This window comes from Amycolatopsis speibonae, assembly GCF_042647925.1.
GTDB classification, from domain to species: domain Bacteria; phylum Actinomycetota; class Actinomycetes; order Mycobacteriales; family Pseudonocardiaceae; genus Amycolatopsis; species Amycolatopsis speibonae.
In genome coordinates, this window is record NZ_JBHRWK010000060.1 from 22,606 (window position 1) to 46,528 (window position 23,923).

The 23,923-nt window shown below is 69.7% G+C and carries 21 protein-coding genes; 12 read left to right on the forward strand and 9 right to left on the reverse strand.

The window, feature by feature from the left end:
• Positions 1-51: 51 nt before the first annotated feature.
• The gene (locus ACFOSH_RS32970) at positions 52-1,098 is read right to left on the reverse strand and encodes a ferrochelatase (RefSeq protein ID WP_378243640.1); all 1,047 of its coding nucleotides are present in this window, start codon (positions 1,096-1,098) and stop codon (positions 52-54) included.
• Between the two features lie 85 nt (positions 1,099-1,183).
• On the opposite strand from ACFOSH_RS32970, the gene ACFOSH_RS32975 reads away from it, so the two are divergent.
• The 3 genes from ACFOSH_RS32975 to ACFOSH_RS32985 all read left to right on the forward strand — a co-directional run bounded on the left by ACFOSH_RS32975 (position 1,184) and on the right by ACFOSH_RS32985 (position 3,435).
• On the forward strand, positions 1,184-1,768 hold the full coding sequence (locus ACFOSH_RS32975) for a TetR/AcrR family transcriptional regulator (protein WP_378243642.1): 585 nt from the start codon (positions 1,184-1,186) through the stop codon (positions 1,766-1,768).
• A 71-nt stretch (positions 1,769-1,839) separates the two neighbouring features.
• Complete coding sequence (locus ACFOSH_RS32980; protein ID WP_378243644.1) at positions 1,840-3,021, forward strand: Cmx/CmrA family chloramphenicol efflux MFS transporter; 1,182 nt, start codon at positions 1,840-1,842, stop codon at positions 3,019-3,021.
• Between the two features lie 9 nt (positions 3,022-3,030).
• Positions 3,031-3,435 (forward strand): nuclear transport factor 2 family protein, encoded by a 405-nt coding sequence (locus tag ACFOSH_RS32985; protein ID WP_378243646.1) that lies wholly within the window; start codon positions 3,031-3,033, stop codon positions 3,433-3,435.
• Positions 3,436-3,501: 66 nt separating this feature from the next.
• Here ACFOSH_RS32985 and fabI read toward each other — a convergent pair whose 3' ends face one another.
• Both fabI and fabG read right to left on the reverse strand, forming a co-directional pair.
• Positions 3,502-4,269 carry an enoyl-ACP reductase FabI gene (gene fabI, locus ACFOSH_RS32990; protein ID WP_378243648.1) on the reverse strand — a complete coding sequence of 256 codons (768 nt, stop codon included), beginning with the start codon at positions 4,267-4,269 and terminating at the stop codon, positions 3,502-3,504.
• A 51-nt stretch (positions 4,270-4,320) separates the two neighbouring features.
• The gene (gene fabG / locus ACFOSH_RS32995; protein ID WP_016334125.1) at positions 4,321-5,025 is read right to left on the reverse strand and encodes a beta-ketoacyl-ACP reductase; all 705 of its coding nucleotides are present in this window, start codon (positions 5,023-5,025) and stop codon (positions 4,321-4,323) included.
• A 192-nt stretch (positions 5,026-5,217) separates the two neighbouring features.
• On the opposite strand from fabG, the gene ACFOSH_RS33000 reads away from it, so the two are divergent.
• The 6 genes from ACFOSH_RS33000 to ACFOSH_RS33025 all read left to right on the forward strand — a co-directional run bounded on the left by ACFOSH_RS33000 (position 5,218) and on the right by ACFOSH_RS33025 (position 11,473).
• A complete protein-coding gene (locus ACFOSH_RS33000; RefSeq protein ID WP_378243650.1) occupies positions 5,218-6,570 on the forward strand; it encodes an MFS transporter in 1,353 nt (450 codons plus the stop codon).
• 10 nt (positions 6,571-6,580) lie between these two features.
• A complete protein-coding gene (locus ACFOSH_RS33005) occupies positions 6,581-7,249 on the forward strand; it encodes a response regulator transcription factor (RefSeq protein ID WP_378243652.1) in 669 nt (222 codons plus the stop codon).
• 3 nt (positions 7,250-7,252) lie between these two features.
• Complete coding sequence (locus ACFOSH_RS33010; protein ID WP_378243654.1) at positions 7,253-8,656, forward strand: sensor histidine kinase; 1,404 nt, start codon at positions 7,253-7,255, stop codon at positions 8,654-8,656.
• A complete protein-coding gene (locus ACFOSH_RS33015) occupies positions 8,653-9,594 on the forward strand; it encodes a TAXI family TRAP transporter solute-binding subunit (protein WP_378243656.1) in 942 nt (313 codons plus the stop codon). The genes ACFOSH_RS33010 and ACFOSH_RS33015 overlap by 4 nt, the downstream gene beginning before the upstream one ends.
• A 102-nt stretch (positions 9,595-9,696) precedes the next feature.
• Complete coding sequence (locus tag ACFOSH_RS33020; protein WP_378243658.1) at positions 9,697-10,983, forward strand: alpha/beta hydrolase family protein; 1,287 nt, start codon at positions 9,697-9,699, stop codon at positions 10,981-10,983.
• A 58-nt stretch (positions 10,984-11,041) separates the two neighbouring features.
• A complete protein-coding gene (locus tag ACFOSH_RS33025; RefSeq protein ID WP_378243659.1) occupies positions 11,042-11,473 on the forward strand; it encodes an acyl-CoA thioesterase in 432 nt (143 codons plus the stop codon).
• On the opposite strand, the gene ACFOSH_RS33030 is transcribed toward ACFOSH_RS33025, so the two are convergent.
• Positions 11,461-13,056, reverse strand: a complete 1,596-nt coding sequence (locus tag ACFOSH_RS33030) for an alkaline phosphatase D family protein (protein ID WP_378243661.1) — start codon at positions 13,054-13,056, stop codon at positions 11,461-11,463. The two genes, ACFOSH_RS33025 and ACFOSH_RS33030, sit on opposite strands and share 13 nt — an antisense overlap.
• Before the next feature lie 111 nt (positions 13,057-13,167).
• Between ACFOSH_RS33030 and ACFOSH_RS33035 the strand changes: the two genes are divergently transcribed.
• Positions 13,168-13,629 (forward strand): tRNA (cytidine(34)-2'-O)-methyltransferase, encoded by a 462-nt coding sequence (locus ACFOSH_RS33035; protein ID WP_378243663.1) that lies wholly within the window; start codon positions 13,168-13,170, stop codon positions 13,627-13,629.
• A gap of 154 nt (positions 13,630-13,783) precedes the next feature.
• Positions 13,784-15,751: a hypothetical protein gene (locus ACFOSH_RS33040; RefSeq protein WP_378243665.1), complete on the forward strand. Its 1,968-nt coding sequence runs from the start codon at positions 13,784-13,786 to the stop codon at positions 15,749-15,751.
• Between the two features lie 9 nt (positions 15,752-15,760).
• Here ACFOSH_RS33040 and ACFOSH_RS33045 read toward each other — a convergent pair whose 3' ends face one another.
• The 5 genes from ACFOSH_RS33045 to ACFOSH_RS33065 all read right to left on the reverse strand — a co-directional run bounded on the left by ACFOSH_RS33045 (position 15,761) and on the right by ACFOSH_RS33065 (position 20,772).
• On the reverse strand, positions 15,761-16,741 hold the full coding sequence (locus ACFOSH_RS33045; RefSeq protein ID WP_378243667.1) for a VWA domain-containing protein: 981 nt from the start codon (positions 16,739-16,741) through the stop codon (positions 15,761-15,763).
• Positions 16,738-17,622 carry a DUF58 domain-containing protein gene (locus ACFOSH_RS33050; protein ID WP_221473007.1) on the reverse strand — a complete coding sequence of 295 codons (885 nt, stop codon included), beginning with the start codon at positions 17,620-17,622 and terminating at the stop codon, positions 16,738-16,740. The genes ACFOSH_RS33045 and ACFOSH_RS33050 overlap by 4 nt, the downstream gene beginning before the upstream one ends.
• Positions 17,623-17,691: 69 nt before the next feature.
• Entirely contained in the window at positions 17,692-18,756 is a 1,065-nt protein-coding gene (locus tag ACFOSH_RS33055; RefSeq protein WP_378243669.1) for an AAA family ATPase, read from the reverse strand.
• A 121-nt stretch (positions 18,757-18,877) separates the two neighbouring features.
• Positions 18,878-19,420 carry a molybdenum cofactor guanylyltransferase gene (gene mobA, locus ACFOSH_RS33060; protein ID WP_378243670.1) on the reverse strand — a complete coding sequence of 181 codons (543 nt, stop codon included), beginning with the start codon at positions 19,418-19,420 and terminating at the stop codon, positions 18,878-18,880.
• 2 nt (positions 19,421-19,422) lie between these two features.
• Entirely contained in the window at positions 19,423-20,772 is a 1,350-nt protein-coding gene (locus ACFOSH_RS33065) for an NlpC/P60 family protein (RefSeq protein WP_378243672.1), read from the reverse strand.
• 341 nt (positions 20,773-21,113) lie between these two features.
• Here ACFOSH_RS33065 and acnA point away from each other — a divergent pair, with 341 nt between their 5' ends.
• Positions 21,114-23,921, forward strand: coding sequence for an aconitate hydratase AcnA (gene acnA / locus ACFOSH_RS33070; protein ID WP_378243674.1), 2,808 nt, complete (start codon positions 21,114-21,116; stop codon positions 23,919-23,921).
• Positions 23,922-23,923 lie beyond the last annotated feature (2 nt).

Sequence of the window (23,923 nt, forward strand, 5' to 3'; positions counted from 1 at the left end):
GGACCGGACCGGCGAGCAACCCCAGCCCGCCACTCACGAGGACCGAAAAGCTTACGGGCGCGCGGGCCTCTTGGCGGGCTCGCAGCAGCCCACCGCGCAAGGCGCCCCGTTGATCGTGCACCCGGCAGCAGTGAACGGCGACAGCTTCCGCGCCGGCGCCCCTTCGGTGTGCTCCCGGATCAGCTCGACGACGAGTTCGGCGAACCTCGGGTCGGTGTCCGGTGTCGCGGCCCGCGCGAAGCCCATGCCGTGCTCCGCGGCCCGCTCGGCGGCCTCGTTGTCGAGGTCCCAGATCACCTCGAGGTGGTCGGACACAAAGCCCACTGGGCAGACGACCACCGAGGTGACGCCTTCCGCGTGCAGCGCGTCGATGTGGTCGACGATGTCCGGCTCCAGCCACGGCACCTGGGGCGGGCCGGAGCGCGACTGCCAAACGACGTCGTAGGTCTCGATCCCCGCTTCGGCCGCGACGAGGCGGGCGGCTTCGGCGATCTGGCGCGAGTAGCGGCGGCCGCCTTCCGAAGGCGGCCCGGAGGCGGTGTCGGCGGACTCGGGCACCGAGTGGGCACAGAAGACCGTCCGGGTTCCGGGGGCGTTCCCGAGTTCCGCGTGCGCGGCGCGGACGGCGTCGGCGACGGCCGCGACGAACAGCGGGTGGTCGAAGAACTGTCGCAGCTTCACCAGTTCCGGCGCACCGTCGCCGACGGCCGCGCGGGCGCGCTCGATGTCCTCGTCGTACTGACGGCAGGCCGAGTAGCCGCCGTACGCGCTCGTGGGGAAGACCAGGACGCGCCGAGCGCCAGCCTTGGTGATCTCGGCGAGGGTGTCTTCGACCATCGGCCGCCAGTTGCGGTTGCCGAAGTGGACGGGCAGGTCGATCCCGGCGGACGCGAGTTGCTTCTCCACCGCGGAGATCGCGTCCCGGTTCAGGCGGTTGATCGGCGAGACCCCGCCGAAGTGCTGGTAGTGCTCCGAGACCTCGAGCAGCCGTTCCCGCGGGACCCCTCGTCCCCGCGTGACGTTCTCCAGGAACGGCATCACCTCGTCGGGTCCCTCGGGACCACCGAACGAAAGCCAAAGCAGCGCGTCGTAACCCACCCTGTCATCTTGCCGTTGTGGCGCCCCGCACGCTGACCCGGCCCGTTTTGAACCGACCGATCCAAAACCTGGTACGGTCACTTCCATGGCCAGGCCGAAGGAATTCGACGAGCGCGCCGCGGTCGGGCGCGCCATGGACGCGTTCTGGGATCGCGGCTACGAGGGCACATCGACGCAGGCTCTTTGCGAAGCCACCGGCCTGGGCCGCAGCAGCATCTACAACACTTTCACCAGCAAGCACGAACTGTTCATGCGCGCGCTCGACCATTACGCCGAGCGCGGGATCGTGGCCAGAACGGCCTTGCTGGAGGATTCCGGAACCGGGATCGAGCGGTTCGGTGCCCTGTTCTCGTACACGATCGACGAAGAAGTCGCCCACCGCGGCCGGGGTTGCCTCGTGGTCAACACCGTCGCCGAATTCGGCGACCGCGACCCCGAGATCAAGGCACGGATCGGCGCCGACACCGGACGGCACCTCACCCTTCTCGCGGCCTGCGCCAGGGAAGGACAGCTCGACGGAACGATCGACAGCGCCCGCGAGCCCGGCGACATCGCCGAGTTCGCGCACAGCACCGTCGCCGGTCTCCGGCTGATGTCCCGCCGCGGCGCCCGGCAAGCGGCCATGACGGCCGTCGCCGACATCGCGCTGAACGCGATCGCCGCGAAATAGACCCGAGAAAGCCCTGTGCGCAACGCTGCCCACATTTTGGACCGATCAATACAAAACTGGAGGGAAAGCCCGTGCCTTTGGCAGTCTGCGTACTCGGACTGAGCGTGTTCGCGCTCGGCACGTCCGAGTTCATGATCACCGGCCTGCTGCCGGGGATGGCGGCCGATCTGAACGTCGGCATCCCGGAGGCCGGGCTGCTCATCTCGGCCTTCGCGATCGGCATGGTGGTCGGCGCTCCCCTGCTCGCGATCGCGACACTGAGGGTGCCGAGGCGTGCCACCTTGATGACCCTGCTCGTCGTCTTCGGGATCTCGCACGTCGTCGGCGCGCTGGGGTCCGGGTACGCCCTGCTCTTCGCGACCCGCGTCGTCAGCGCCGTCGCCTGCGCCGGGTTCTGGGCGGTGTCGGCGGCCACCGCCGTCGCTCTCGTCCCGGTGGAACGCCGTGGCCGCGCGATGGCCATCCTGGTCGGCGGGCTCACCGTCGCGAACATCGCCGGCGTGCCCGCCGGGACCTTCCTCGGCCAGCACGCGGGCTGGCGGGCGGCCTTCTGGGCGGTGACGGCGCTGACCGTCATCGCGTTGATCGGCGTCTTCGCCTTCGTCCCGGAAACCCAGGACGACAGCGCGAAAACGGATGTCGCGACCGAGCTGCGGCTCTACCGCGGGGGCCGGTTCTGGCTGGCGCTGGGCGTGATCGCGCTCGCGCAGGCGATGATCTTCGCGACCTTCAGCTACCTCGCGCCCTTACTGACCGAAGTCGCCGGACTGCCGGAAAGCTGGGTGCCCGGAGTGCTGTCACTGTTCGGGCTCGGCGCGCTGGTCGGCATCACGGTCGGCGGGCGGCTCGCCGACGCGAAGCCCTTCGCCACCCTCTATGGAGGCCTCGCCGTCGCCTTGCTCGCCCTGGTACTGCTCGCGCTCTCCGGCCCGGCGACCCCTGTGGCGATCTTCGCCGTGTTCCTGTTCGGCGTCGCCGGCTTCGGGATCAATCCCGCCTTGAACGTCCGAGCCTTCGCCGTGGCGGGGAACGCGCCCACCCTCGTCGGCGCGAGCACGACAGCCGCCTTCAACGTCGGCAACACCGTCGGCCCGTGGCTCGGCGGCGAGTCGATCGACGCCGGACTCGGCTACCCCAGCGTCGCGTGGGTGAGCGCCGGGCTCGGGGCCGCCACCGTACTCCTACTCACCTTCGCGGTCGGTGTCCAGCGCACCGACGACACCCGACTGCTTCGCGAACCTGTTACCCAGTAAGGAGAAATCATGTCCGAACGAACACGATCCACCATCACCGAGCTCTTCCGGCGAGTGTCCACAGGGGACGCCGATGGCGCGACGGAACTCTTCGCCGACACCGTGGCGTGGGACATCCCCGGCGCGACCGAACTGGTCCCGTGGATCGGCCCGCGCCGGAACCGGGCGGAAGTCCGCGAGTTCTACGACCTGCTCGACAAGGGCCTCGCCAAGGGCCGGTTCGACGTCGAACGTGTCCTCGTCGACGGACCGCACGCGGTCGCGATCGGCCGCCTGCTTTCGACGATCCGCAACACCGGCAAGGTCATCGACTCGGCCTTCACCATCGAGTTCGAGGTGAACGACGACGGCCTGATCACCAAGTACCTGCTGCTCGAGGACTCCTGGCACGTCGCCAACGCCGTCCTCCCCTGAAGCGCGTGAAGGCCCCCTTCCCTCGGCTGAACCGAGGGAAGGGGGCCTTCACGCGCTTCAAAGAAATCAGATGCCGAGGGCGTGCACTCCACCGTCGACCATGATCATCGAGCCGGTCGTGGCGGGCAGCCAGTCCGACAGCACGGCGCAGACCGTCTTCGCCGTCGGGTCCGGGTCGGAGCTGTCCCAGCCGAGCGGCGCACGGTCACCCCAGCCCTCCTCCAGCTCGGAGAAACCGGGGATCGACTTCGCGGCCATGGTCTTCATCGGACCGGCGCTGACCAGGTTGACCCGGATGCCCTTCGGACCGAGGTCGCGCGCCAGATACCGGTTGACCGACTCCAGCGCCGCCTTCGCCACGCCCATCCAGTTGTAGACGGGCCACGCGACGCGCGCGTCGAAGTCCATGCCGACGATCGACGAACCGCGCGACAGCAGCGGCAGGGTCGCGACGGCGAGGGACTTGAACGAGTACGCCGAGACGTCGACGGCCACCTTCACGTCCTCGCTGGGCGCGTCCAGGAACGGCGCGCCGAGGCAGGACTGCGGGGCGAATCCGATCGAGTGCAGCACGCCGTCGAGCCCGTCGACGTGCTCACGGACGCGGTCGGCGAGCGAGTCGAGGTGCTCCTGGTTGGTGACGTCCAGCTCCAGCACCGGCGCCTCCTCGGGGAGACGCTTGGCGATGCGCTCGACGAGCGACAACCTGCCGAAGCCGGTGAGCACGACCTTCGCGCCCTCCTGCTGCGCGATCTTGGCCGCGTGGAACGCGAGCGAGGCGTCGGTGATGACGCCGGTGATCAGCAGGCGCTTGCCTTCGAGCAGTCCTGGCACGGGACCTCCAGTCCGGAGTGATTTTCGATCGGTACGGGGAAAACGGGGACGTCAGTGGCCCATGCCGAGGCCGCCGTCGACCGGCAGCACCGCGCCGTTGACGTAGCCGGCCTCTTCGGAGGCAAGGTAGCGGACGGCGGCCGCGATCTCCGACGGCTCGGCGTACCGGCCGGAGGGGACCTGGGCGAGGATCTCCTTCTTGCGGTCCTCGCCGAGTTCGTCGGTCATGTCCGTGGCGACGAAGCCCGGCGCGATGACGTTCGAGGTGATGTTGCGGGAGCCCAGCTCACGCGCGAGCGAACGGGCGAGACCGACGAGACCGGCCTTGCTCGCCGCGTAGTTGACCTGACCGGCCGACCCGGTGAGGCCCACGACGGACGAGATGAAGATGTAGCGGCCCCACTTGCCGCGCAGCATGCCGCGGGAGGCGCGCTTGGCGACCCGGTAGGCGCCGGTGAGGTTCGCGTCCACCACGCGGGTGAACTGCTCCTCGCTCATGCGCATGAGCAGGGTGTCGTCGGTCATGCCGGCGTTCGCGACGAGGACCTCGACAGGGCCCTGGTGCTCCTCGACGAGCTTGAAGGCGGCGTCGATCTGCTCGGCGTCGGTGACGTCGGCCTGCACCCCGAAGAGGCCTTCGGGCGCTCCGGAACCGCGGTGCGTGATCGCGACCTTGTGTCCCTGCGCCGCGAGGTCCTTCGCGATCGCCAAACCGATGCCGCGGTTGCCGCCGGTGACCAGTACCGACCGTCCCACTTCAGCTCTCCTCGCCTCGTCTTCGTCCCGCTGACGCACTGAGGCTATCGGCACACCCGGGACCAGCCGGAGCCGCGCCACCCCTACCTCCGGGTAACCGCGACCGTCCTAAGCGGATGTTAGGAACCGGGCCGAAACCTTGCCCGGCCGTCACGGATTGTTCACCGTGAGCCGGAACACAGGAGGTCAAAGATGACAACCCGGATCGGTGAAGCGTCGCCGCCCGTAAGCGAGAGGCGAGTCGTCGGCAACGTGCTGCGCGGCTCCATCGGCAACCTGGTCGAGTGGTACGACTGGTACGCCTACGCCGCCTTCACCACGTACTTCGCCAAGTCCTTCTTCCCCACCAAGGACACGACGGCGGCCTTCCTCGGCACGGCGGCGGTGTTCGCCGTCGGATTCCTCATGCGGCCACTCGGCGGCTGGATGCTGGGCCGGTTCGCCGACCGCTTCGGGCGACGAAGCGCACTCGTGCTTTCCGTCACGTTGATGGCGGCCGGGTCGCTGATGATCGCGCTGACCCCGACCTACGCCACGATCGGGATCGCCGCGCCGATCCTGCTGCTGGTGGCCCGGCTCATCCAGGGCCTCTCGGTCGGTGGCGAGTATTCGACCTCCGCGACCTACCTGTCCGAGGTGGCCACCCCCGGCAAACGCGGGTTCTACTCCAGCTTCCAGTACGTGACGCTGTACGGCGGCCAGCTGCTGGCGCTCGGCCTCCAGCTGCTGCTGCAGGCCATCCTCACCGAGCAGCAGCTGACCTCGTGGGGCTGGCGGATCGCGTTCGTCGTCGGCGCGCTCGCCGCGGTCGTGGTGATGATCCTGCGCCGCGGGATGGACGAGTCGGCCAGCTTCGAGGAGGCCAAGGAGTCCGGCACCGGCAAGGACGCGGGCGACAAGGGCACGCTGCGCGCGCTGGCCAAGTACCCCAAGGAGATCGCGCTGGTCGTCGGCCTCACCCTCGGCGGCACGGTGTCGTTCTACACCTTCGCCACCTACAGCCAGAAGTTCATGGAGAACACCGCGGGCATCCCGCGCCGGACGGTCACGCTGATCCTGTTCTGCGCGATCCTCGTCGCCGCGATCCTGCAGCCGTTCGCGGGCAAACTGTCCGACCGCATCGGCCGCCGTCCGCTGCTGATGTTCTTCGGGATCGCCGGCACGCTGCTGACCGTCCCGATCATGACGCTGATGGGCGGGACGAAGGAGCCGGTGCTCGCGTTCCTGCTGATGCTGGCCGGGCTGGTGATCGTCACCGGGTACACCTCGATCAACGCGATCGTGAAGGCCGAGCTGTTCCCGACGAAGATCCGCGCGATCGGCGTCGGTCTCCCCTACGCGCTGACCGTGGCGATCTTCGGCGGCACCGCCGAGCTCATCGCGCAGGCGCTGAAGGGGGCGGGCCACGAATCGGTGTTCTTCTACTACGTCGCGGGCTGTGTCCTGGTGTCGCTCATCGTGTACGGCACAATGCGGGAAACGTCGAAGACCTCGGAGCTCGAAAAGAAGAAGCAGTCCGAGCCGGTGTCCGGCCGAGAAGGCTAGGCGGAAGGGTATGGCCGTGCGGGTGCTGCTTGTCGAAGACGACGCCAGCGTCGCAGACGCTCTCGCCGAGACCTTGCAAACGCGCGGCCATACCGTCTCCCACGCGGTCCGGGGCTGCGACGCGCTGCACCGGCACCGCGAGGCCGACGTGATCCTGCTGGACCTCGGCCTGCCCGACATGGACGGGCTCGACGTGCTCAGGAAAGTGCGCCAGGTGTCGCTGGTGCCGGTGCTGGTCCTCACCGCGCGCGGGGACGAGCGGTCCGTGGTGCGCGGGCTGCGGCTCGGCGCCGACGACTATCTGACCAAACCGGTCCGGCTCGCCGAACTGCTGGCGAGGATGGACGCGGTCGTGCGCCGCGCCGCCAGCTCGTCCGTGCCGCAGGACGACGTCGTCCGCGTCGAAGACGTCGAAATCGACCTCGCGGCACGGCGGGTGCTGGTCGGCGGGAACGACATCGGTCTCACCACCAAGGAGTTCGCCGTACTCGCGGTGCTCGCGGCCCGGCCCGGCACCGCGGTGAGCAGGCAGCAGCTGATGGACGAGGTCTGGGGCGACGCGTACCTCGCCGTCTCCCGTTCGCTCGACGTGCACCTGACCCAGCTGCGCGCGAAACTCGACCGGCCGGGGCTGCTGACCACGATCCGGGGTTTCGGCTACCGCTTCGGCCGGGACTGACCGGTGCGCACCCGGCTGCTGGTCGTCCTCGTCGCGCTCGCGCTGACGGTGGTCGCCGCGTTCGCGATCCCGCTGTTCGGCTCGACCGCCGCGCAGCGGACGCAGCAGCTGGTCATCGCCCGCAACGCCGACGTCGACCGGTTCGTCGTCCTCGCCCAGCAGGCCGTCGACGCCGCTGACCCGACCGCGCTGGGGGTCGACGCCGCGCGGTATTCGTCGTTATACGGCGAGGCCGTCGTGGTGGTCGACGCGCGCGGGATGCCCCTGGTCGAAACCGGCGGGATGACCGCCGCGGAACCATTGGTCCACACGCTCGTCGAGTCGGCGCTTCGCAACCAGCCCGCGAAGGGACCCGAACAGCTGACCCCGTGGTCGGCGGATCCGGTCTATTTCGCCCGCCCGGTCGGCACCGGGACCAGGGTGGCCGGGGTGGTCGTGCTTCGCGCGGCGGTGACCACGGCGGCGGCCGACGTCGCCACGCGCTGGGCCGCGATCGTCGCGGGCGCTGTACTGGTCGCGGCCATGTTCGTCCTGCTCGCGGTCCTGCTCGCGCGGTGGATGGTGCGGCCGCTGCACGAACTCGAGACCGGCGTGGAGGCGGTCACCGGAGGGCATCGGGCGCAGGTTCCGGACAAAGCGGGACCGAGGGAGTTGCGGTCGCTCGCGACCTCGTTCAACCGGATGTCCGACGCCGTCGTCGAGGCGTCCGAACAGCAGCGGCGGCTCGTCGCGGACGCGTCGCACCAGCTGCGCAATCCCATGGCGGCCTTGCGGTTGCGGGTGGATTCCCTGGCCGCGCAGGTCAACGGCGACGGCCAGCGGGCCTACCGGGCGACCGTCGCGGAGGTCGAACGCCTGGAGTCCTTGCTCGACGGGCTGCTCGCGCTGGCGCTCGCCGAAAGCGCCGCGACCCGGCTCGCCGCGGGTGAAGCCGACGACGAACCCTGCGATCTCCCTTCCGTACTCGCCGAACGGGTCGACGCGTGGCGCCCGTCGGCCGACGACGCCGGCGTCCACCTCCCCGCCGCGGAGGGTCACCACACGCCGGTACCGGTGCGGTGTGCGGAAAGCGACCTCGCGCAGGTGCTGGATGTCCTGCTGGACAACGCGGTGCACTACGCCGGTCAGGGCGCGACCATCACCACCGGCTACGAGACCGGCGACGAGACCGCCACGGTCTTCGTGTCCGACAACGGTCCCGGACTGTCCACAGAGGACCGTGAGCGCGCGACCGAACGGTTCTGGCGTGCCGGTGGCGACGGCGCGCCGCGCGGGACGGGGCTCGGCCTCGCGATCGCGAACCAGTACGTCGTCGCCCGCGGCGGGAAACTCGAGCTGTGCGAGGCGAAACCGCACGGACTCGAAGTCCGCGTCGAACTCCCGCTCGCGGCAGAGGACACACCATGACCGTCACCAGGCGCACCGCGCTCCTCGCCGGGCTCGCGACCCTCGCAGGCTGCTCGACGGCGGGCTACCAGGGCCCCGAACGTGAGATCGTCATCGCGGCGGGCGAGAGCGGCGGTTTCTATCTCGCCTTCGCGGAGTTGCTGGCCCAGCAGCTGAACCGGATGGAACCGCGGCTGCGCGCCACGGCCGTCGCGACCGAGGCCAGTGTCGAGAACCTGCGACGGCTGCGGGACGGCCGGGCCGATCTCGGACTCGTCCTCGGCGACGTCGCCGAGTCCGCCTTCACCGGGGCGGAGCCGTTCTCCGTGCCGATCTCGTTTTCGGCCATCGGCCGCGTCTACGAGAACTACCACCAGGCCGTGGTCCGCGCGGACGGCCGCGTGCGATCGCTCGCCGACCTGGCCGGGCGGCCGGTGGCGATGGGCGCGAACGGATCCGGCGTCGCGGTGTTCAGCACCCGGCTGTTCGCCCGCGCGGAAATCCCGGTGCACGCGAAGAACCTCCTCCTCGGGGAAGCGATCAACGCGCTGGTGGCGCACGAGGTCGACGCGCTGTTCTGGTCCGGCGGGATCCCCACACCCGCGCTCACCGAACTGAACCGGACCACCCCGATCACGCTCCTCCCCCTCGACACCCACCTTCCCGCCCTGCGCGCGGGCTACGGCCCGGTGTACGACCAGGTCCACGTCCCGGCCCAGGCCTATCGGGGAGTCGGCGAACTGCGGACGATCGGCGTCGCGAACCTGTTGCTGGCGGCGCCTTCCCTGCCCGACGACGCCGCGGCCGCCGTCGCGCGGGTACTGGCCGGGCACGCCGCCGACCTCGTCCCGGCGCCCGCCGTCGGGACCCAGTTCCTCGATGTCCGGACGCTGATCGGCACCGGCAAGGTGCCGCTGCATCCGGGAGCCGCGTCGGCCTACCGTGCCCTGCACGGGTGACCGGGGCTCCACCTCCAGAGGGATGCGCGTCACCCGGTGGCGCTGCCATGGTCGGAAGGGAGGCGGTCGTCGGGCCGCCCCCGATCCGGAAGGACTCCAGCAGTGTCATCGAGACACACCAGGGTGGTGCGGGGTTCGGCAGTCGTCGCGGGCCTCGCGCTCGCGGGCGGGCTCGCCACGACCGCCCCCGCTCTCGCGGCGGAACAGGTCAAACTCACCGCACCAGCCCTCACCGGCCATTACGAGGTCGGCACCACCGACCTCCACCTCATCGACGGCTCCCGCGCTGATCCGTGGAAACCGGAACGGCGCCGGGAGCTCATGGCCACCGTCACCTATCCGGCGGACCGGTTCGCCGAAGGCCCCCGGGCGCCGTGGCTCACGCCCGGCATGAGCGCCGTCATCGACCAGGCTCTCGCGGACAAGAACGACCTCGATGTCCCGGTCGGCAGCGTCGACTGGCCGTCGTCGAAGCGGCGGGCCGAGATCGGCGTTCCGGTGGCGTCCGGTGCGCCGAAGCCGGTCGTGCTCTTCTCTCCCGGCTTCGGGGGACCTCGGGAGACGTACTCGGCGATCGTCGACGACCTGGCGAGCCGCGGCTACGTGGTCGTCTCGCTCTCGCACACCTACGAGAGCGCCGCGGTCGAGTTCCCCGGCGGGCGGCTCGAAACGGCACTCCCGCCTGGCGAGGGTCCCGAATTCATGAAGAAGGCGCTCGACGCGCGGGTCGGCGACAGCCGGTTCGTCCTCGACCAGCTCACGAAGATCACTCGGGGGCAGAACCCGGACGCCGAGAACCGGCCGCTCCCCCGCGGGCTCGGCTGGTCGCTCGATCTGTCGAAGGTCGGGGCCTACGGGCATTCCTACGGCGGGTTCACGGCGGGCGAGACGATGGTCCACGACCGCCGGATCGACGCCGGGATCAACCTGGACGGCGCGATGGCGACGGCGTTCGGCTACCCGCCGGGAAGCGCCTACGTCCCGGGCGAGGTCACGAAACGCGGTCTCGACCGGCCGTTCCTGCTGATGGGCGCCGAGGGCGTCGACGAGAACGGGAAGCCGCTGGAGCACACGCACCGTCAACCCGGCTTCGACCGCAGCTGGGCGGACTTCTGGGCCAACCAGCGGGGCTGGAAGCGGGACCTGCTCCTGCGAGGCGGCAGCACGCACATGTCGTACAGCGATCTGCAGATCGTCGTGCCGCAGCTCGGCGCGCTGGTGACGCCGGAGAAACGGAAGGCGTCCATCGGCACCATCGACCCGAAGCGGTCGCTGACCGCACAACGGGACTACATCGGGGCGTTCTTCGATCTGCACCTGAAGGGCCGTGACCGGCAGCTGTTCGACGGAGAGTCGCCGCGCTATCCGAACATCGACTTCATCGACTGAGCCTGGTGAGGGGCCCTTCCCCAGCCCGGGGAAGGGCCCCTCAAGTAGGTTGGAAAACGTGACCGAGCCACGGAAACCGATCGTCGAAATGCCGCTGCGCGTGCGCTACCACGAGTGCGACGGACAGGGCATCGTGTTCAACGCGAACTACCTCGCCTACGTCGACATGGCCATGTTCGAGGTGGAGAGAGCGCTCTTCGGTTCCCATGAGGCGGCGCTGGCCCGCGGGGTGGACGTCGTCGTCGCCGAGTCGAACCTCCGCTATCGCGCGCCTTGCCGCTACGACGACGAACTGGTCGTGGCCGTGTTCCTGAACCACCTCGGCACCACGTCGCTCATCGTCGACTTCGAGATCATCCGCGGCGGCGACGTGTGCACGGAAGTGAAGACCCGCTATGTCTTCGTCGATCCGGCGACGCTCAAGAAGGCGGCGCCGCCCGCGTCGGTCCGCGAGGAGTACGCCGCCTTCCTGCCCGTTCAGGCGGACTGAACGCCGGGGCGCCGGTCTTCGACGACGTAGCTGGCCCGCGTGCTGATCGGCGCGCCGGGGGTGTTGACGAACGGGACCACCCGGAAGTCGCTCCGCCAGCGCTGCCGGTTGACGTTGACCCGGACGTACCCGCGCTGGTTGTTGAAGAACTTCATGTGCGGGTTGGCCTTCAGCAGGTTCTCCCCCGCGGGCGTCATGTCGGCGCCGTTGCCGCCGCTGGTGATCGACGTCCCGACGAACTCGCTCGCGACGGTGGGCGAACCCGGGTCGCCGAAGTTCCGTTTGAGGTCCCAGGCGTAGTTCTGGTGCCTGTCGCCGGTGATGACCACCAGGTTCCGCACGCCCCGGTCCTGCGCCGCGGCGAGCACCCGGTCGCGGTCGGCGACGTAGCCGTCCCACGGGTCGAGGTACACGTTCGTCGGTTCGCCCGCGTCGGTGTCGGTCTGGCCCATCGGTGCCTGGTTGCCCAGGATCTGCCACCGCGCGTGGGACCGGGAGAAGCCGTCGAGCAGCCACTTCCGCTGTTCCGAGCCGAGCAGGGTGCGCTCCTCGTCGAACCGCTCGGTGCAGTTCGCCGACTGACCGTCGCCGCACGGCTGGTCGTCGCGGTACTGGCGGGTGTCGAGCATGGTGAAGTCGGCGAGAGTGCCGTAGCTCAGCCTCCGGTGCAGACGCGCGTCCGGCCCCTTCGGCAGCTGGGCGATGCGGTACGGCAGGTGCTCGTACATCGCCTGGAAGGCCTGGGCGCGGCGCTGGCGGAACACCACCGGGTCCTGGTCGGGCTCGTTGTCGGCCTGGGAGTGGTCGCCCGCCCAGTTGTTCTCCACCTCGTGGTCGTCGTTGACGTGGATCCACGGGAAGGCGGCGTGCGCGGCCATCAGCGGCGCTTCGGACTTGTAGAGCGCGTATTGCAGCCGGTAGCGGGCCAGGTCGAAGGTCTCGCCCTTGAACTGCGGACCCACCGGCGTCCCGCGGCCGACGCCCGTGACACCGCTTTCGTAGAGGTAGTCGCCCAGGTGCACGACCAGGTCGAGGTCTTCGGCCGCCATGTGGTCGTACGCGGTGAAGTGCCCCGCCTCCCAGTTCTGGCAGGACGCGAACGCGAAGTTCAGCTCACGCGGCGAAGACCACGCGACGGGCGCAGTCCGGGTGCGGCCGACCGGCGAGATCTCCCCGCCCGTGCGGAAGCGGTAGAAGTACTCGTGGTCCGGCGCGAGCCCGTGGATCTCGGGGTGCACGGAGTGGCCGAGTTCGGGCGTGGCGACCGCGGAACCGCGGCGGATCACGGCGCGGAAACGCTCGTCGAGCGAAACCTCGTACTCGACGCGGACCGGCGTCCGCGGCATGCCGCCGAAGCCGTCGGCCTCGTAGGGCTTCGGCGCGAGCCTGGTCCAGAGCACGACGCCGCCGGGCAGCGGGTCACCCGACGCGACGCCGAGGGTGAACGGGTTTCCGGCACCGCGAGCGAGCGGCATCGCACCGGCGGCGTTCCAGGCACCGGTCCCCAGCAGGACGGCGGCCGCGCCGGCGGAGCCGTATCCGAGGAAGCGACGCCGCGACAGGGGGTGAGGGAGCGAAGGCATGAAGCCCTCCTGTGGTGGGATGGTCACGGGCGGGCCTCATGCTTGTCCGGCTTGATGGCCACCCGGCCGCACTCAGGCGAACCGCCCGTGAACGAAAGACGATCAACCCTCGTGTTCCGCATCCTGTTCTACCGCCCCGAAATCCCGCCCAACACGGGTAACGCGATCCGCTTGACCGCGAACACCGGCTGTGAGCTCCACCTGGTGGAACCGCTCGGTTTCACGCTGGAGGACAAGCAGCTGCGGCGCGCCGGGCTCGACTACCACGACCTCGCGCGCGTCCACGTCCACGCGGATCTCGACGCGGCATGGGCGGCCTTGCTGCCCGCCCGGGTCTTCGCGTTCAGCGCTTCGGCGACGCGGCTGCACACCGACGTCGCGTACGAGCCCGGTGATGTGCTGATGTTCGGGCCGGAGTCGGCGGGACTACCTCCCGAAGTCCAGGAATCCCCGCAGGTGACCGATCGGGTGCGGCTGCCGATGCTGCCGTCGAGCCGGTCGCTGAACCTGTCGAACACCGCGGCGATCAGCGTCTACGAGGCTTGGCGGCAGAACGGCTTCGCAGCCCCCTGATCCTTTGTGGATAGATGGTTTCGTAGAGCCACAAAGGATTTGTGAGACGTCGTACGAAGTACGGGCGGACGAGTGTGCCCGCGTCCGATCAGCGGTTCCCGCCCCTGCCCTCGTTTCGCCATACTCCGACTCGGGCGAATCGGGAGGGGTTCACGTGGCGCGGAGAAAGTTCTTGCTGTGCGGTTTTGTCGCGGTCCTTCTGCTCGGCGGCGCGCAGAAGGCGGCGGGTGCCTCGGTGCAGGTCGTCGATCTCGGCGCGTTCCCCGTCGACAGCGACAGCCGCGTCACCGGGATCAACGACACCGGCACCATGGCCGGCGTCCACAGCACCGCCGCCGGCGGGGCGATCGCCACGCGCTGGAACGCCGACGGCGCGGTGGTCCCGCTCGCGGTGCCGGGCACATACCGCATGACGGAAGCGCGGGCGATCAACGCCAAGGGGTTCATCGCCGGTTCGGCCTATGACGACCTGTCCGTCCGGCGGCCCGCGCTCTGGCGTCCGGACGGCTCGTTCACCGAGCTGAGCTCGCCCGACCGCTACGAGCACTCGGAGGCCACCGCGGTCAACACCGGCGTTGTCGTGGCCGGCACCGTCATGATCGGCAGTCCGCCGGTCGAGCGCGCGGCGCGGTGGGACGCGAAAGGCGTCATGACCTTGCTTGCGCTGGCACCAGGCGACTCCCGATCGTCGGCCTCGGCGATCAACGACGCGGGCGCGATCGCCGGGACCTCCGGGACCCAGGCCGTGCGCTGGAACCCCGACGGAACCGTCGTCAAGCTGGCCCCGCTTCCTGGTGACGACCGCGGTTCGGCGGAAGGCATCAACAACGCCGGCGTCGTCGTCGGCAGCTCCGGCGCCCACCCCGTGCGCTGGGCCGTGAACGGCACCGCCACGCCCCTGCCCTACCTCCACCCCGAGCACCCAGGGGGCAGCGCCGAGGCGATCAACGACTCCGGCGTCATCACCGGGCATTCCAGCATCGGAAGTGGTCACCACACCGCCGTCGTGTGGGACGCCCGAGGCACCGTCACCGGCCTCGGCGCCCTGCCAGGACACGACCAGAGCACAGGTGCGGCGATCAACGCCCGTGGCGTCGTGGCCGGCGAATCCGAACAAACCTCCGTGCGTGGGCGGCACGCAGCGCAGTGGACGGCACCGGGCAAGGCCATCGATCTGAGCCGTTCGTTCCCCGGGGGCGACCGTGCGGAGGCTTTCGCGATCAACGTCCACGGACAGGCCATCGGCCAGTCCCTCCCGCCGGAGGGCATGCCGCACCCTGTCACCTGGACACCGTCCGGTGTCCTTACCGACCTCTCCCCCGACTCGAACACGCCGGAGGCCGACGACATCAACGCTCACGGCGTCATCGTGGGAACCGACAACAAGAAGCTGAACAAGGACCGCGCGATCCGCTGGGACCGGAACGGAACCATGACGGCCCTCAAGGAGCCGGAGTTCCACACGCACCGCTCACGCGCTTCGGGGATCAACGACAACGGGGTGATCGTCGGCAGCGCGAGCTCCCGGCGCGGCGGCTCACAGCCGACGCGGTGGGCCCCGGACGGGACGCCGAGCCTCTTGCCCCTCCTGCCCGGCCACGCCGGTGGCGCCGCGAAGGCGATCAACAACCGCGGGGTGATCATCGGAAGTTCCGGAATCCGCAACGAGACCAACGACCACGTGGTCCGCTGGGATCCGGACGGAACGGTGACCGAGCTGACGGGCTTGCCCGGCGAGGAGCACACCCGTGCCGTCGCGCTCAACGATCGTGGCGACGTCGTCGGCTATTCCGGGGAGCACCCGGTCCGGTGGAGCCCCGACGGCCGGATCACCAAGCTGTCCCTCCCCGAGGGCACCTCGCGTGGCGAGGCGACCGGGATCAGCGACGCCGGGGTCGTGTCGGGCTCGTACGAATTCGGCGTCGCCGGAGCCCCGGGACAGGCGCTGCGCTGGGCCCCGGACGGGACGGTGACCGAGCTGCCGGCGCTGCCCGGCGGACACCGGACCAAGGCCAACGGCATCAACGCCCTCGGTGACATCGTCGGCTCGTCCGACAACAGCGCCGGCCAGGTGCACGCGGTGCGCTGGCCGGCCACCGGGAGCGCGGTGGTCATCCGCTAGCCGAACCCGCTACGGCAGGCGTTGGCCCAGGAAGAGCGAAGCGGCGGCGCCGATCATCAGCACCAACGTCCCGACGATGACCCAAGGCCGGCTCGCGTCGGCGTCCTTCAGCTCGTACCCGATCTGCTCGCCGAGGTCGTCGTACACGCGTTTCAGCTCGTCCGCGCTCGCCGCCTTGTAGAAGTCGCCGCCGGAAAGCCGGGCGATCTCCTCCAGCGATTCGTCGTCGACCTTCACGTCCTGGGGCTTGCCGTCGATGTCGACCGAACCGTGCGTGGTCCCGAACGAGATCGACGAGATCGGCACCTGGGCCTGCTTCGCCGCCTGCGCGGCCGTGTAGCCGCCTCGCGGTGCGTACAGATCATCCGGGACGGTCTGCTTGCCGTCGCTCATCAGGACGATCCGGGCGGGCGGCGGGCCTTCCGCGCCACCGACGATCGCCGAGAAGCTCTCGATCGACTGCAACGCCGCGAAGATCCCTTCACCGGTGGCCGTCGACTGCGCCAGCTTCAGGTTGTCGATCGCCTTCACGACACCGCCGCGATCGGTGGTCGGCGCGACCAGCACGGTCGCCGTCCCCGCGAAGGAGATCAGCCCGAGGTTCACCCCGGGTGTCATGTTCTGCGCGAACGAACGCGCCGACTCCTGAGCCGCCTTCAGCCGGGTCGGGGCGACGTCGGTCGCTTCCATCGACAGCGAAGTGTCGATCACCAGCATCACGGTGGCCCGGTTGCGCGGCACCTTCTGTTCGGCCGTCGGCCCGGCGAGCGCGACTGTGAGCACCAGCAACGAGAGCACGATCAGGATGGCGGGCACGTGCCGCACCCATCCCTGGCTCTTCGGCGCGACCTTCTCCAGCAGTTCCAGGTTGGCGAACCGCATGGTGCGCTTGCGCCGCCCGCGCTGGGAAAGCACGTAGCCCACGGCCACCGCGGCGACCGCCAGCAGCAGCAGGAACCACCACGGCGAAGCGAATCCGGTGAGGCTCACGCGACACCACCGGACCAGCGGCGCTTGCGTGCCACCACGAACCGGACCATGTCCGCGATCCAGTCCGAATCGGTGCGCAGCACCAGATGCGCGGCACCGGCCCGGCGCAGCGCGGCCGCGACCTCCTGCCGGTGAGCATGCGCCGCGGCGCCGAATTCCTTGCGCAGCAAGGCCGAAGCGTGCACTTCGCGCTGTTTCCCTGTCTCCGGGTCGGCCAGCACGACGGTGCCCACGTCGGGCAGGTCGATGTCGCGCGGGTCGAGGACTTCGATGGCGATGAGGTCGTGGTGCCCGCCGAGCGCGCGCAACGGGCGCTGCCATTCGGTGTCACCGAGGAAGTCGGAGATCACCACGGCGAGCCCGCGACGGCGGGGCGGGCGGCGCAGCTTCTCCAATGCCGCGGCGAGGTCCCCGCGGACGCCTTCCTCGGCGCGTGGGGTCTCGGCGAGCTTGCGGACCAGCCCCCGCGCGTGCGGGAGCCCGCCGCGCGCCGGGATCCGCGTGATGCTGCCCGCCCCGTTGGAGACGAGCGCGCCGATCCGGTTGCCACCGCCGCCGGTCAGATGGGCGACCGCGGCCGTCGCGCAGACGACCAGGTCACGCTTCTCGCACAGCGCCGTGCCGAAGTCGAGGCTCGCGGACACGTCCGCCACCAGCCACGTCTCCAGCTCACGGTCGGCGACGGTCTCCCGGATGTGCGGGCTCGTCGTCCGCGCGGTGACCGCCCAGTCCATCCGGCGGACGTCGTCACCGGGCTGGTACGGCCGGGCCTCCCCCGGCTCCGAACCCGGTCCTGGCACGAGGCCGAGATGGTTTCCCTGCAGCAGACCGTCGAGGCGGCGGCGCACGTCGAGTTCGAGCGTGCGCAGGCCCGCCTCCATCCGCTCCCCGCGTAGTACCGGCGGTGCCCAGGAAGGACGTTCGCCCTTCTCGTTCTTCACGCGGATTCCCTACCTGACCGGTGCACCGGCCGGGACACCCTGCGCGGCGCCGCCCTGCGGACGGGCCGAGACCTGCGGCAGGGGCACGGTCTGCAGCACCCGCGTGATGATGTGGTCGATGGGGACGCCGTCGGCCAGCGCGTCGTAGGACAGCACGAGCCGGTGACGCAGCACGTCAGGGACGACATCGACGACGTCCTGCGGCAGCACGTAGTCCCGGCCGCGGACCAGTGCCAGCGCGCGGGCGGCGGCGATGATGCCGAGGCTGGCACGCGGCGAGGCGCCGTAGGACACCCAGCCCGCGACATCGGCGAGTCCGTGGTCGTTCGGCGTACGGGTGGTGAGCACGAGTCGGACGACGTAGTCGACCAGCGCGTGGTGCACGAAGACCTGCGAGGCGACGTTCTGCAGCCGGACCAGCTCGCTCGGGCTCAGCACCTCTTGCGGGGTGGGCGGGGTGACGCCCATCCGGTAGATGATCTCCCGCTCTTCCTCGGCGGTCGGGTACTCGACGACGATCTTGAACAGGAACCTGTCGCGCTGCGCCTCGGGCAGCGGGTACACGCCCTCGTTCTCGATCGGGTTCTGCGTGGCGAGCACGAGGAACGGGTCGGGCATCGGGAAGGTCTGGCCGCCGATCGACACGTGCCGCTCGGCCATCACCTCGAGCATCGCCGACTGCACCTTCGCCGGCGCGCGGTTGATCTCGTCGGCGAGCACGAAGTTCGCCACGACCGGGCCGAGCTCGACGTCGAACCGCTCGGCGCCCTGGCGGTAGATCCGGGTGCCGAGGATGTCGGCGGGGACCAGGTCCGGGGTGAACTGCACACGCGAGAACGAACCGCCGACCACGCGCGCGAAGGTCTCGACGGCGAGGGTCTTCGCGACACCGGGAACGCCTTCGAGCAGGAGGTGCCCCCTGGCCAGCAGGCCGACCAGCATCCGCTCGACCAGCCTGTCCTGGCCGACGATGATCCGTTTGACCTCGAACACGGTCCGCTCCAGCAACTGGGCGTCCCGCGCCGGCGTTCCGGGCTGCTGCTGCGCGCCGTCGGCGTAGCCGGGCTCGGTCACTCGTGCCTCCTGTGTTCCCCGCTTGCGTTGTTCCGTCCGGATGTGACCGTAGTGGTCGGTGGCACAGCCGTTCGTGAAGGTAGCCAACCCGATCAGCGGTATGACGGCTGTGAAGGGGCTCTCACGACCAGCGGTCGAGGTCCTCCGGCGTGTCGATGTCGTCGCTCTCTCCCGGCTCTTCGGGCACCTCGACGATCTCCAGCCCACCCAGCGTCCGCCGCAACGACGCGTTCTCGACCGTCTCCGGCAAGGCGCCGCACAGCGCCTCCGCACGCCAGGCACCGAGGAGCCACTGCCGCTCCCCCGAGCCGTCGACCAGCACCGCACCGGACGCGGCGCCGAGCGAAGTCACCAACCGATCCACAGTGGACGACCGGACGCCGGCGAGATCCCCGGCCAGCACGACGACGATCTCCGTGCGCACCAACGCGAGACCGGCCGCCAGCGCGGCCACCGGACCCGCTCCGGGCGAGGACTCCCGCGTCCACAGCACATCGCCGAAACCCGGCCGTTCGGGGCCGACCACGATCACCGGGTCGGCGTCCACAAGGGCGGCCAGAGCCCTGGCCAGCAACGGTTTCCCGCCAACGGGGAGCGCGGGTTTGTCCACACCGGACAGGCGGCGCGCGGCACCGCCAGCCAGCACGATCCCCGCGTACGCCACGCCTAGCCGATCAAGCGGGCCGCGTACGGCATGATGCCGCCGTAGCGCACCGGCGCGACCCGGACCCGCAGGCCCGACTGGGGCGCCTCGACCATCTGCCCGTTCCCGAGGTACATCGCGACGTGGTGGATGCCTCCGCCGCCGCCCCAGAAGAGCATGTCGCCGCGGCGCATCTGCGAAAGCGGCACCCTCCGCCCGGCGTTGTACTGGTATCCGCTGTAGTGCGGGAGCGCCCGCACCCCGGCGAACGCGTAGATCATCAGGCCCGAGCAGTCGAAGCCGATCTTCAGGTAGTCGCCGTACCGGTCGGCCGTGCCGCCGTCACGGATACCGCGCGTCGGACCGGAGGTGTTGCCGCCGCCCCACGCGTACGGGAGTCCCAGCTGCGACAACGCCCGCTGGACGGCCGCTTCGACACTCGCCCCGGCGGGAGCCGACTGGACCGGCCTGCCGCTCGACGGGCGGCCACCGCCGCCTTGGCTGGGCCTCGACGCGGCGAGAGCGGCCTGACGAGCGCGCTCCTCGTCCTCGCGGGCCTTCTGCGCCTTCCAGTCGTCGTAGCGCTGCCGCTGTCCCTGCAGCCCGCTGACCTTCTGCTGCGCTTCGAAGAGCTGCTTCTCGACGCTCGTCTTGTCGGCTTCGAGCTTCTCGTTCTGCGTGGACTGCGTGTCCTGCGCGTGCTGCGCGGCGCTCTGCGCGTTGTCGGCCTCGTGCTTGGCCGCCTCGGCCGCGCGCTTGCGTTCCTGCGCGATCTCCAGCTTCTTGCGCGCCGTCGCGTCCTTGTTGGACTTCTCCGTCTGCGCGCGCTTCATCGTGTCGAGCGCGTTCAGCCTGCTGCCGCCGACCGCGTCGAGCAGCTGGGCGCGGCCGAGCAGTTCCTTGGGGCTGTCGGCGGTGATGTACGCCGACACCGAACCGATGGTGCTGCCCTGCTGGAAACTGGCGGCGGCGAACTTGTCGAGGTCGGCGCGGGCCTTGTCGATGGTCGCCTGCGCGGCATCGGATTCGGTGCGCGCGGACTGCGCTTCGCGGTCCGCCTGCGCGGCTTCGTCCTGCGCGGTGTCGGCGTCGACCCTCGCCTTGTTGGCCTCTTCCATCTTCAGCTCGACGTCGTCGTTGAGCTGGGCGAGCTTCGACTCGGCCTGGGCCAGCTGGTTCGTGAGCCTGCCGACGTCGCCCGCCTTGGCGTTGGCGTCGGCCTTGCTGGAGTTGATTTCGGAGTCGCTGGGGTTCGGCGGGGGCGGCGGGACCGCGAGACCCGTGCCGGTCACCCCGAGCAACAGGGCGATGCCGAGCGCGCCGATGGTCACGCCACGGCGGGCACCGGCCCCTGACCCGGTTTCACCACGCACGATCCGCCCACCTCCTGATCTTGAACGACGAGCTCACTGTGCCACTGCAGTAACAGCATTACCAGAAGCACCACCAGGAACTTACACACCGTAGGCACCATTTCCCCTCAACGGGGGACGAACAGACGAACGTTTCGTCACTCGAATGGACGCAGGTCGATGAGATGTTCCCTACCCGCGTGTCGGGTTGCCAGCCAAAAAGTACAGGCGTACTGTTTGAAGGGACGAACGAGGTGTGCCATCCCGGGTCCGGACTTACGGTGGGGGTGCGCAACACTCGCTCCGGGCCGACCCGAACGGCCAGGAGAACACACCGAACTGACCCGCCACTGGAGTAAGAAGTGACAGCACCTGCCAGCAAGGACAGCTTCGGCGCCAAAGACACGCTGAAGGTCGGCGACGCCTCCTACGAGGTGTTCCGCCTGAACAAGGTCGAGGGCTCCCAGCGCCTTCCCTACAGCCTGAAGATCCTGCTCGAGAACCTGCTGCGGACCGAGGACGGCGCGAACATCACCGCCGACCACATCCGCGCGCTCGGCAACTGGGACGCCAGTGCGGACCCGTCGATCGAGATCCAGTTCACGCCCGCCCGCGTGATCATGCAGGACTTCACCGGTGTGCCCTGCGTCGTCGACCTCGCCACCATGCGCGAGGCCGTCACCGACCTCGGCGGCGACCCGGACAAGGTCAACCCGCTGGCGCCCGCCGAGCTGGTCATCGACCACTCGGTCATCATCGACGTCTTCGGCCGCGCCGACGCCTTCGAGCGCAACGTCGAGATCGAGTACGAGCGCAACCGCGAGCGCTACCAGTTCCTGCGCTGGGGCCAGGGCGCCTTCGACGAGTTCAAGGTCGTCCCGCCGGGCACCGGCATCGTGCACCAGGTCAACATCGAGCACCTCGCACGCACGGTCATGTCCCGCAACGGCCAGGCGTATCCCGACTCCTGCGTCGGCACCGACTCGCACACCACCATGGTCAACGGCCTTGGCGTGCTGGGCTGGGGCGTCGGCGGCATCGAGGCCGAGGCGGCCATGCTGGGCCAGCCCGTCTCCATGCTCATCCCGCGCGTCGTGGGCTTCAAGCTCACCGGCGAGATCCCGACCGGCGTCACCGCCACCGACGTCGTGCTCACCATCACCGAGATGCTGCGCAAGCACGGTGTGGTCAGCAAGTTCGTCGAGTTCTACGGCGAGAGCGTCGGCGCGGTGCCGCTGGCCAACCGCGCCACCATCGGCAACATGAGCCCGGAGTTCGGCTCCACCGCGGCGATCTTCCCGATCGACGAGGAGACCGTCCGCTACCTCAAGCTCACCGGCCGCTCCGAGGAGCAGGTCGCGCTCGTCGAGGCGTACGCCAAGGAGCAGGGCCTCTGGCACGACCCGTCGCACGAGCCGGAGTACTCCGAGTACATCGAGCTGGACCTGTCGACGGTCGTCCCGTCGATCGCCGGCCCGAAGCGCCCGCAGGACCGCATCGAGCTCACCGACGCGAAGAACTCGTTCCGCAAGTCGATCCACGACTACGTCGGCGGCGAGCAGGTCCCGCACACCAACGTGGACGAGAGCGTCGAGGAGACCTTCCCGGCCAGCGACCCCGCCGCCCTCTCCTTCAAGGAGGAGGACGCGGTCGAGGTCCAGTCGGCGGCGAACGGCCACAGCGGCCGCCCGACCAACCCGGTCAAGGTCAGCACGTCCGACCGCGGCGAGTTCATCCTCGACCACGGCGCCGTGGTGATCGCCTCGATCACCTCCTGCACCAACACCTCCAACCCGTCGGTCATGCTCGGCGCGGCGCTGCTCGCGCGGAACGCGGTCGACAAGGGTCTCGCGGTCAAGCCGTGGGTCAAGACCTCGATGGCGCCGGGTTCGCAGGTCGTCACGGACTACTACACCAAGGCCAACCTGTGGCCGTACCTGGAGAAGCTGGGCTACCACCTGGTCGGCTACGGCTGCACCACCTGCATCGGCAACTCGGGCCCGCTGTCGGACGAGATCTCCGCGGCGATCCAGGAGAACGACCTCACCGCGGTTTCGGTGCTCTCGGGTAACCGGAACTTCGAAGGCCGCATCAACCCCGACGTGAAGATGAACTACCTCGCGTCGCCGCCGCTGGTCATCGCGTACGCGCTCGCCGGCACGATGGACTTCGACTTCGAGAACCAGCCGCTCGGCCAGGACACCGAAGGCAACGACGTCTTCCTGAAGGACATCTGGCCCTCGGCCACGGAAATCCAGGAGACCATCGACTACGCGATCACGCAGGAGATGTTCACCAAGGACTACGCCGACGTCTTCGACGGTGGCGAGCGGTGGAAGTCGCTGCCGACCCCCGAGGGCAAGACCTTCGACTGGGACACGGAGTCCACCTACGTCCGGAAGCCCCCGTACTTCGAGGGCATGAAGGCGGAGCCGTCGGCGGTCACCGACATCGCCGGCGCGCGCGTGCTGGCGAAGCTGGGCGACTCGGTCACCACCGACCACATCTCCCCCGCCGGCGCGATCAAGCCGGGCACCCCGGCCGCGCAGTACCTGACCGAGCACGGTGTGGAGAAGAAGGACTTCAACTCCTACGGCTCGCGTCGCGGTAACCACGAGGTCATGATCCGCGGCACCTTCGCGAACATCCGGCTGCGCAACCAGCTGCTGGACGACGTGCAGGGCGGCTACACCCGCGACTTCACCCAGGACGACGCCCCGCAGTCGTTCATCTACGACGCGGCGCAGAACTACGCGGCGCAGGACATCCCGCTGGTCGTCCTGGGCGGCAAGGAGTACGGCTCCGGTTCGTCGCGTGACTGGGCGGCCAAGGGCACCTCGCTCCTGGGCGTGCGCGCGGTGATCACCGAGTCGTTCGAGCGCATCCACCGGTCGAACCTGATCGGCATGGGCGTCATCCCGCTGCAGTTCCCGGCAGGCGAGTCGGCCTCGTCGCTCGGCCTCGACGGCACCGAGACGTTCGACATCACGGGCATCACGAAGCTGAACGACGGCGAAACCCCGCGCACGGTCCACGTCACCGCGACGAAGACCGACGGCACCAAGGTGGAGTTCGACGCGGACGTCCGCATCGACACCCCGGGTGAGGCGGACTACTACCGCAACGGCGGCATCCTGCAGTACGTCCTGCGGAAGATGACCCAGGCGTAGGC

Excerpts from the sequence above, each read along its gene's own strand:
- ACFOSH_RS32975 (WP_378243642.1), top strand. The coding sequence starts at position 1,184 with ATGGCCAGGCCGAAGGAATTCGACGAGCGCGCCGCGGTCGGGCGCGCC.
- ACFOSH_RS32985 (WP_378243646.1), top strand. The coding sequence starts at position 3,031 with ATGTCCGAACGAACACGATCCACCATCACCGAGCTCTTCCGGCGAGTG.
- ACFOSH_RS33000 (WP_378243650.1), top strand. The coding sequence starts at position 5,218 with ATGACAACCCGGATCGGTGAAGCGTCGCCGCCCGTAAGCGAGAGGCGA.
- ACFOSH_RS33005 (WP_378243652.1), top strand. The coding sequence starts at position 6,581 with ATGGCCGTGCGGGTGCTGCTTGTCGAAGACGACGCCAGCGTCGCAGAC.
- ACFOSH_RS33015 (WP_378243656.1), top strand. The coding sequence starts at position 8,653 with ATGACCGTCACCAGGCGCACCGCGCTCCTCGCCGGGCTCGCGACCCTC.
- ACFOSH_RS33030 (WP_378243661.1), bottom strand. The coding sequence starts at position 13,056 with ATGCCTTCGCTCCCTCACCCCCTGTCGCGGCGTCGCTTCCTCGGATAC.
- ACFOSH_RS33050 (WP_221473007.1), bottom strand. The coding sequence starts at position 17,622 with ATGGAGGCGGGCCTGCGCACGCTCGAACTCGACGTGCGCCGCCGCCTC.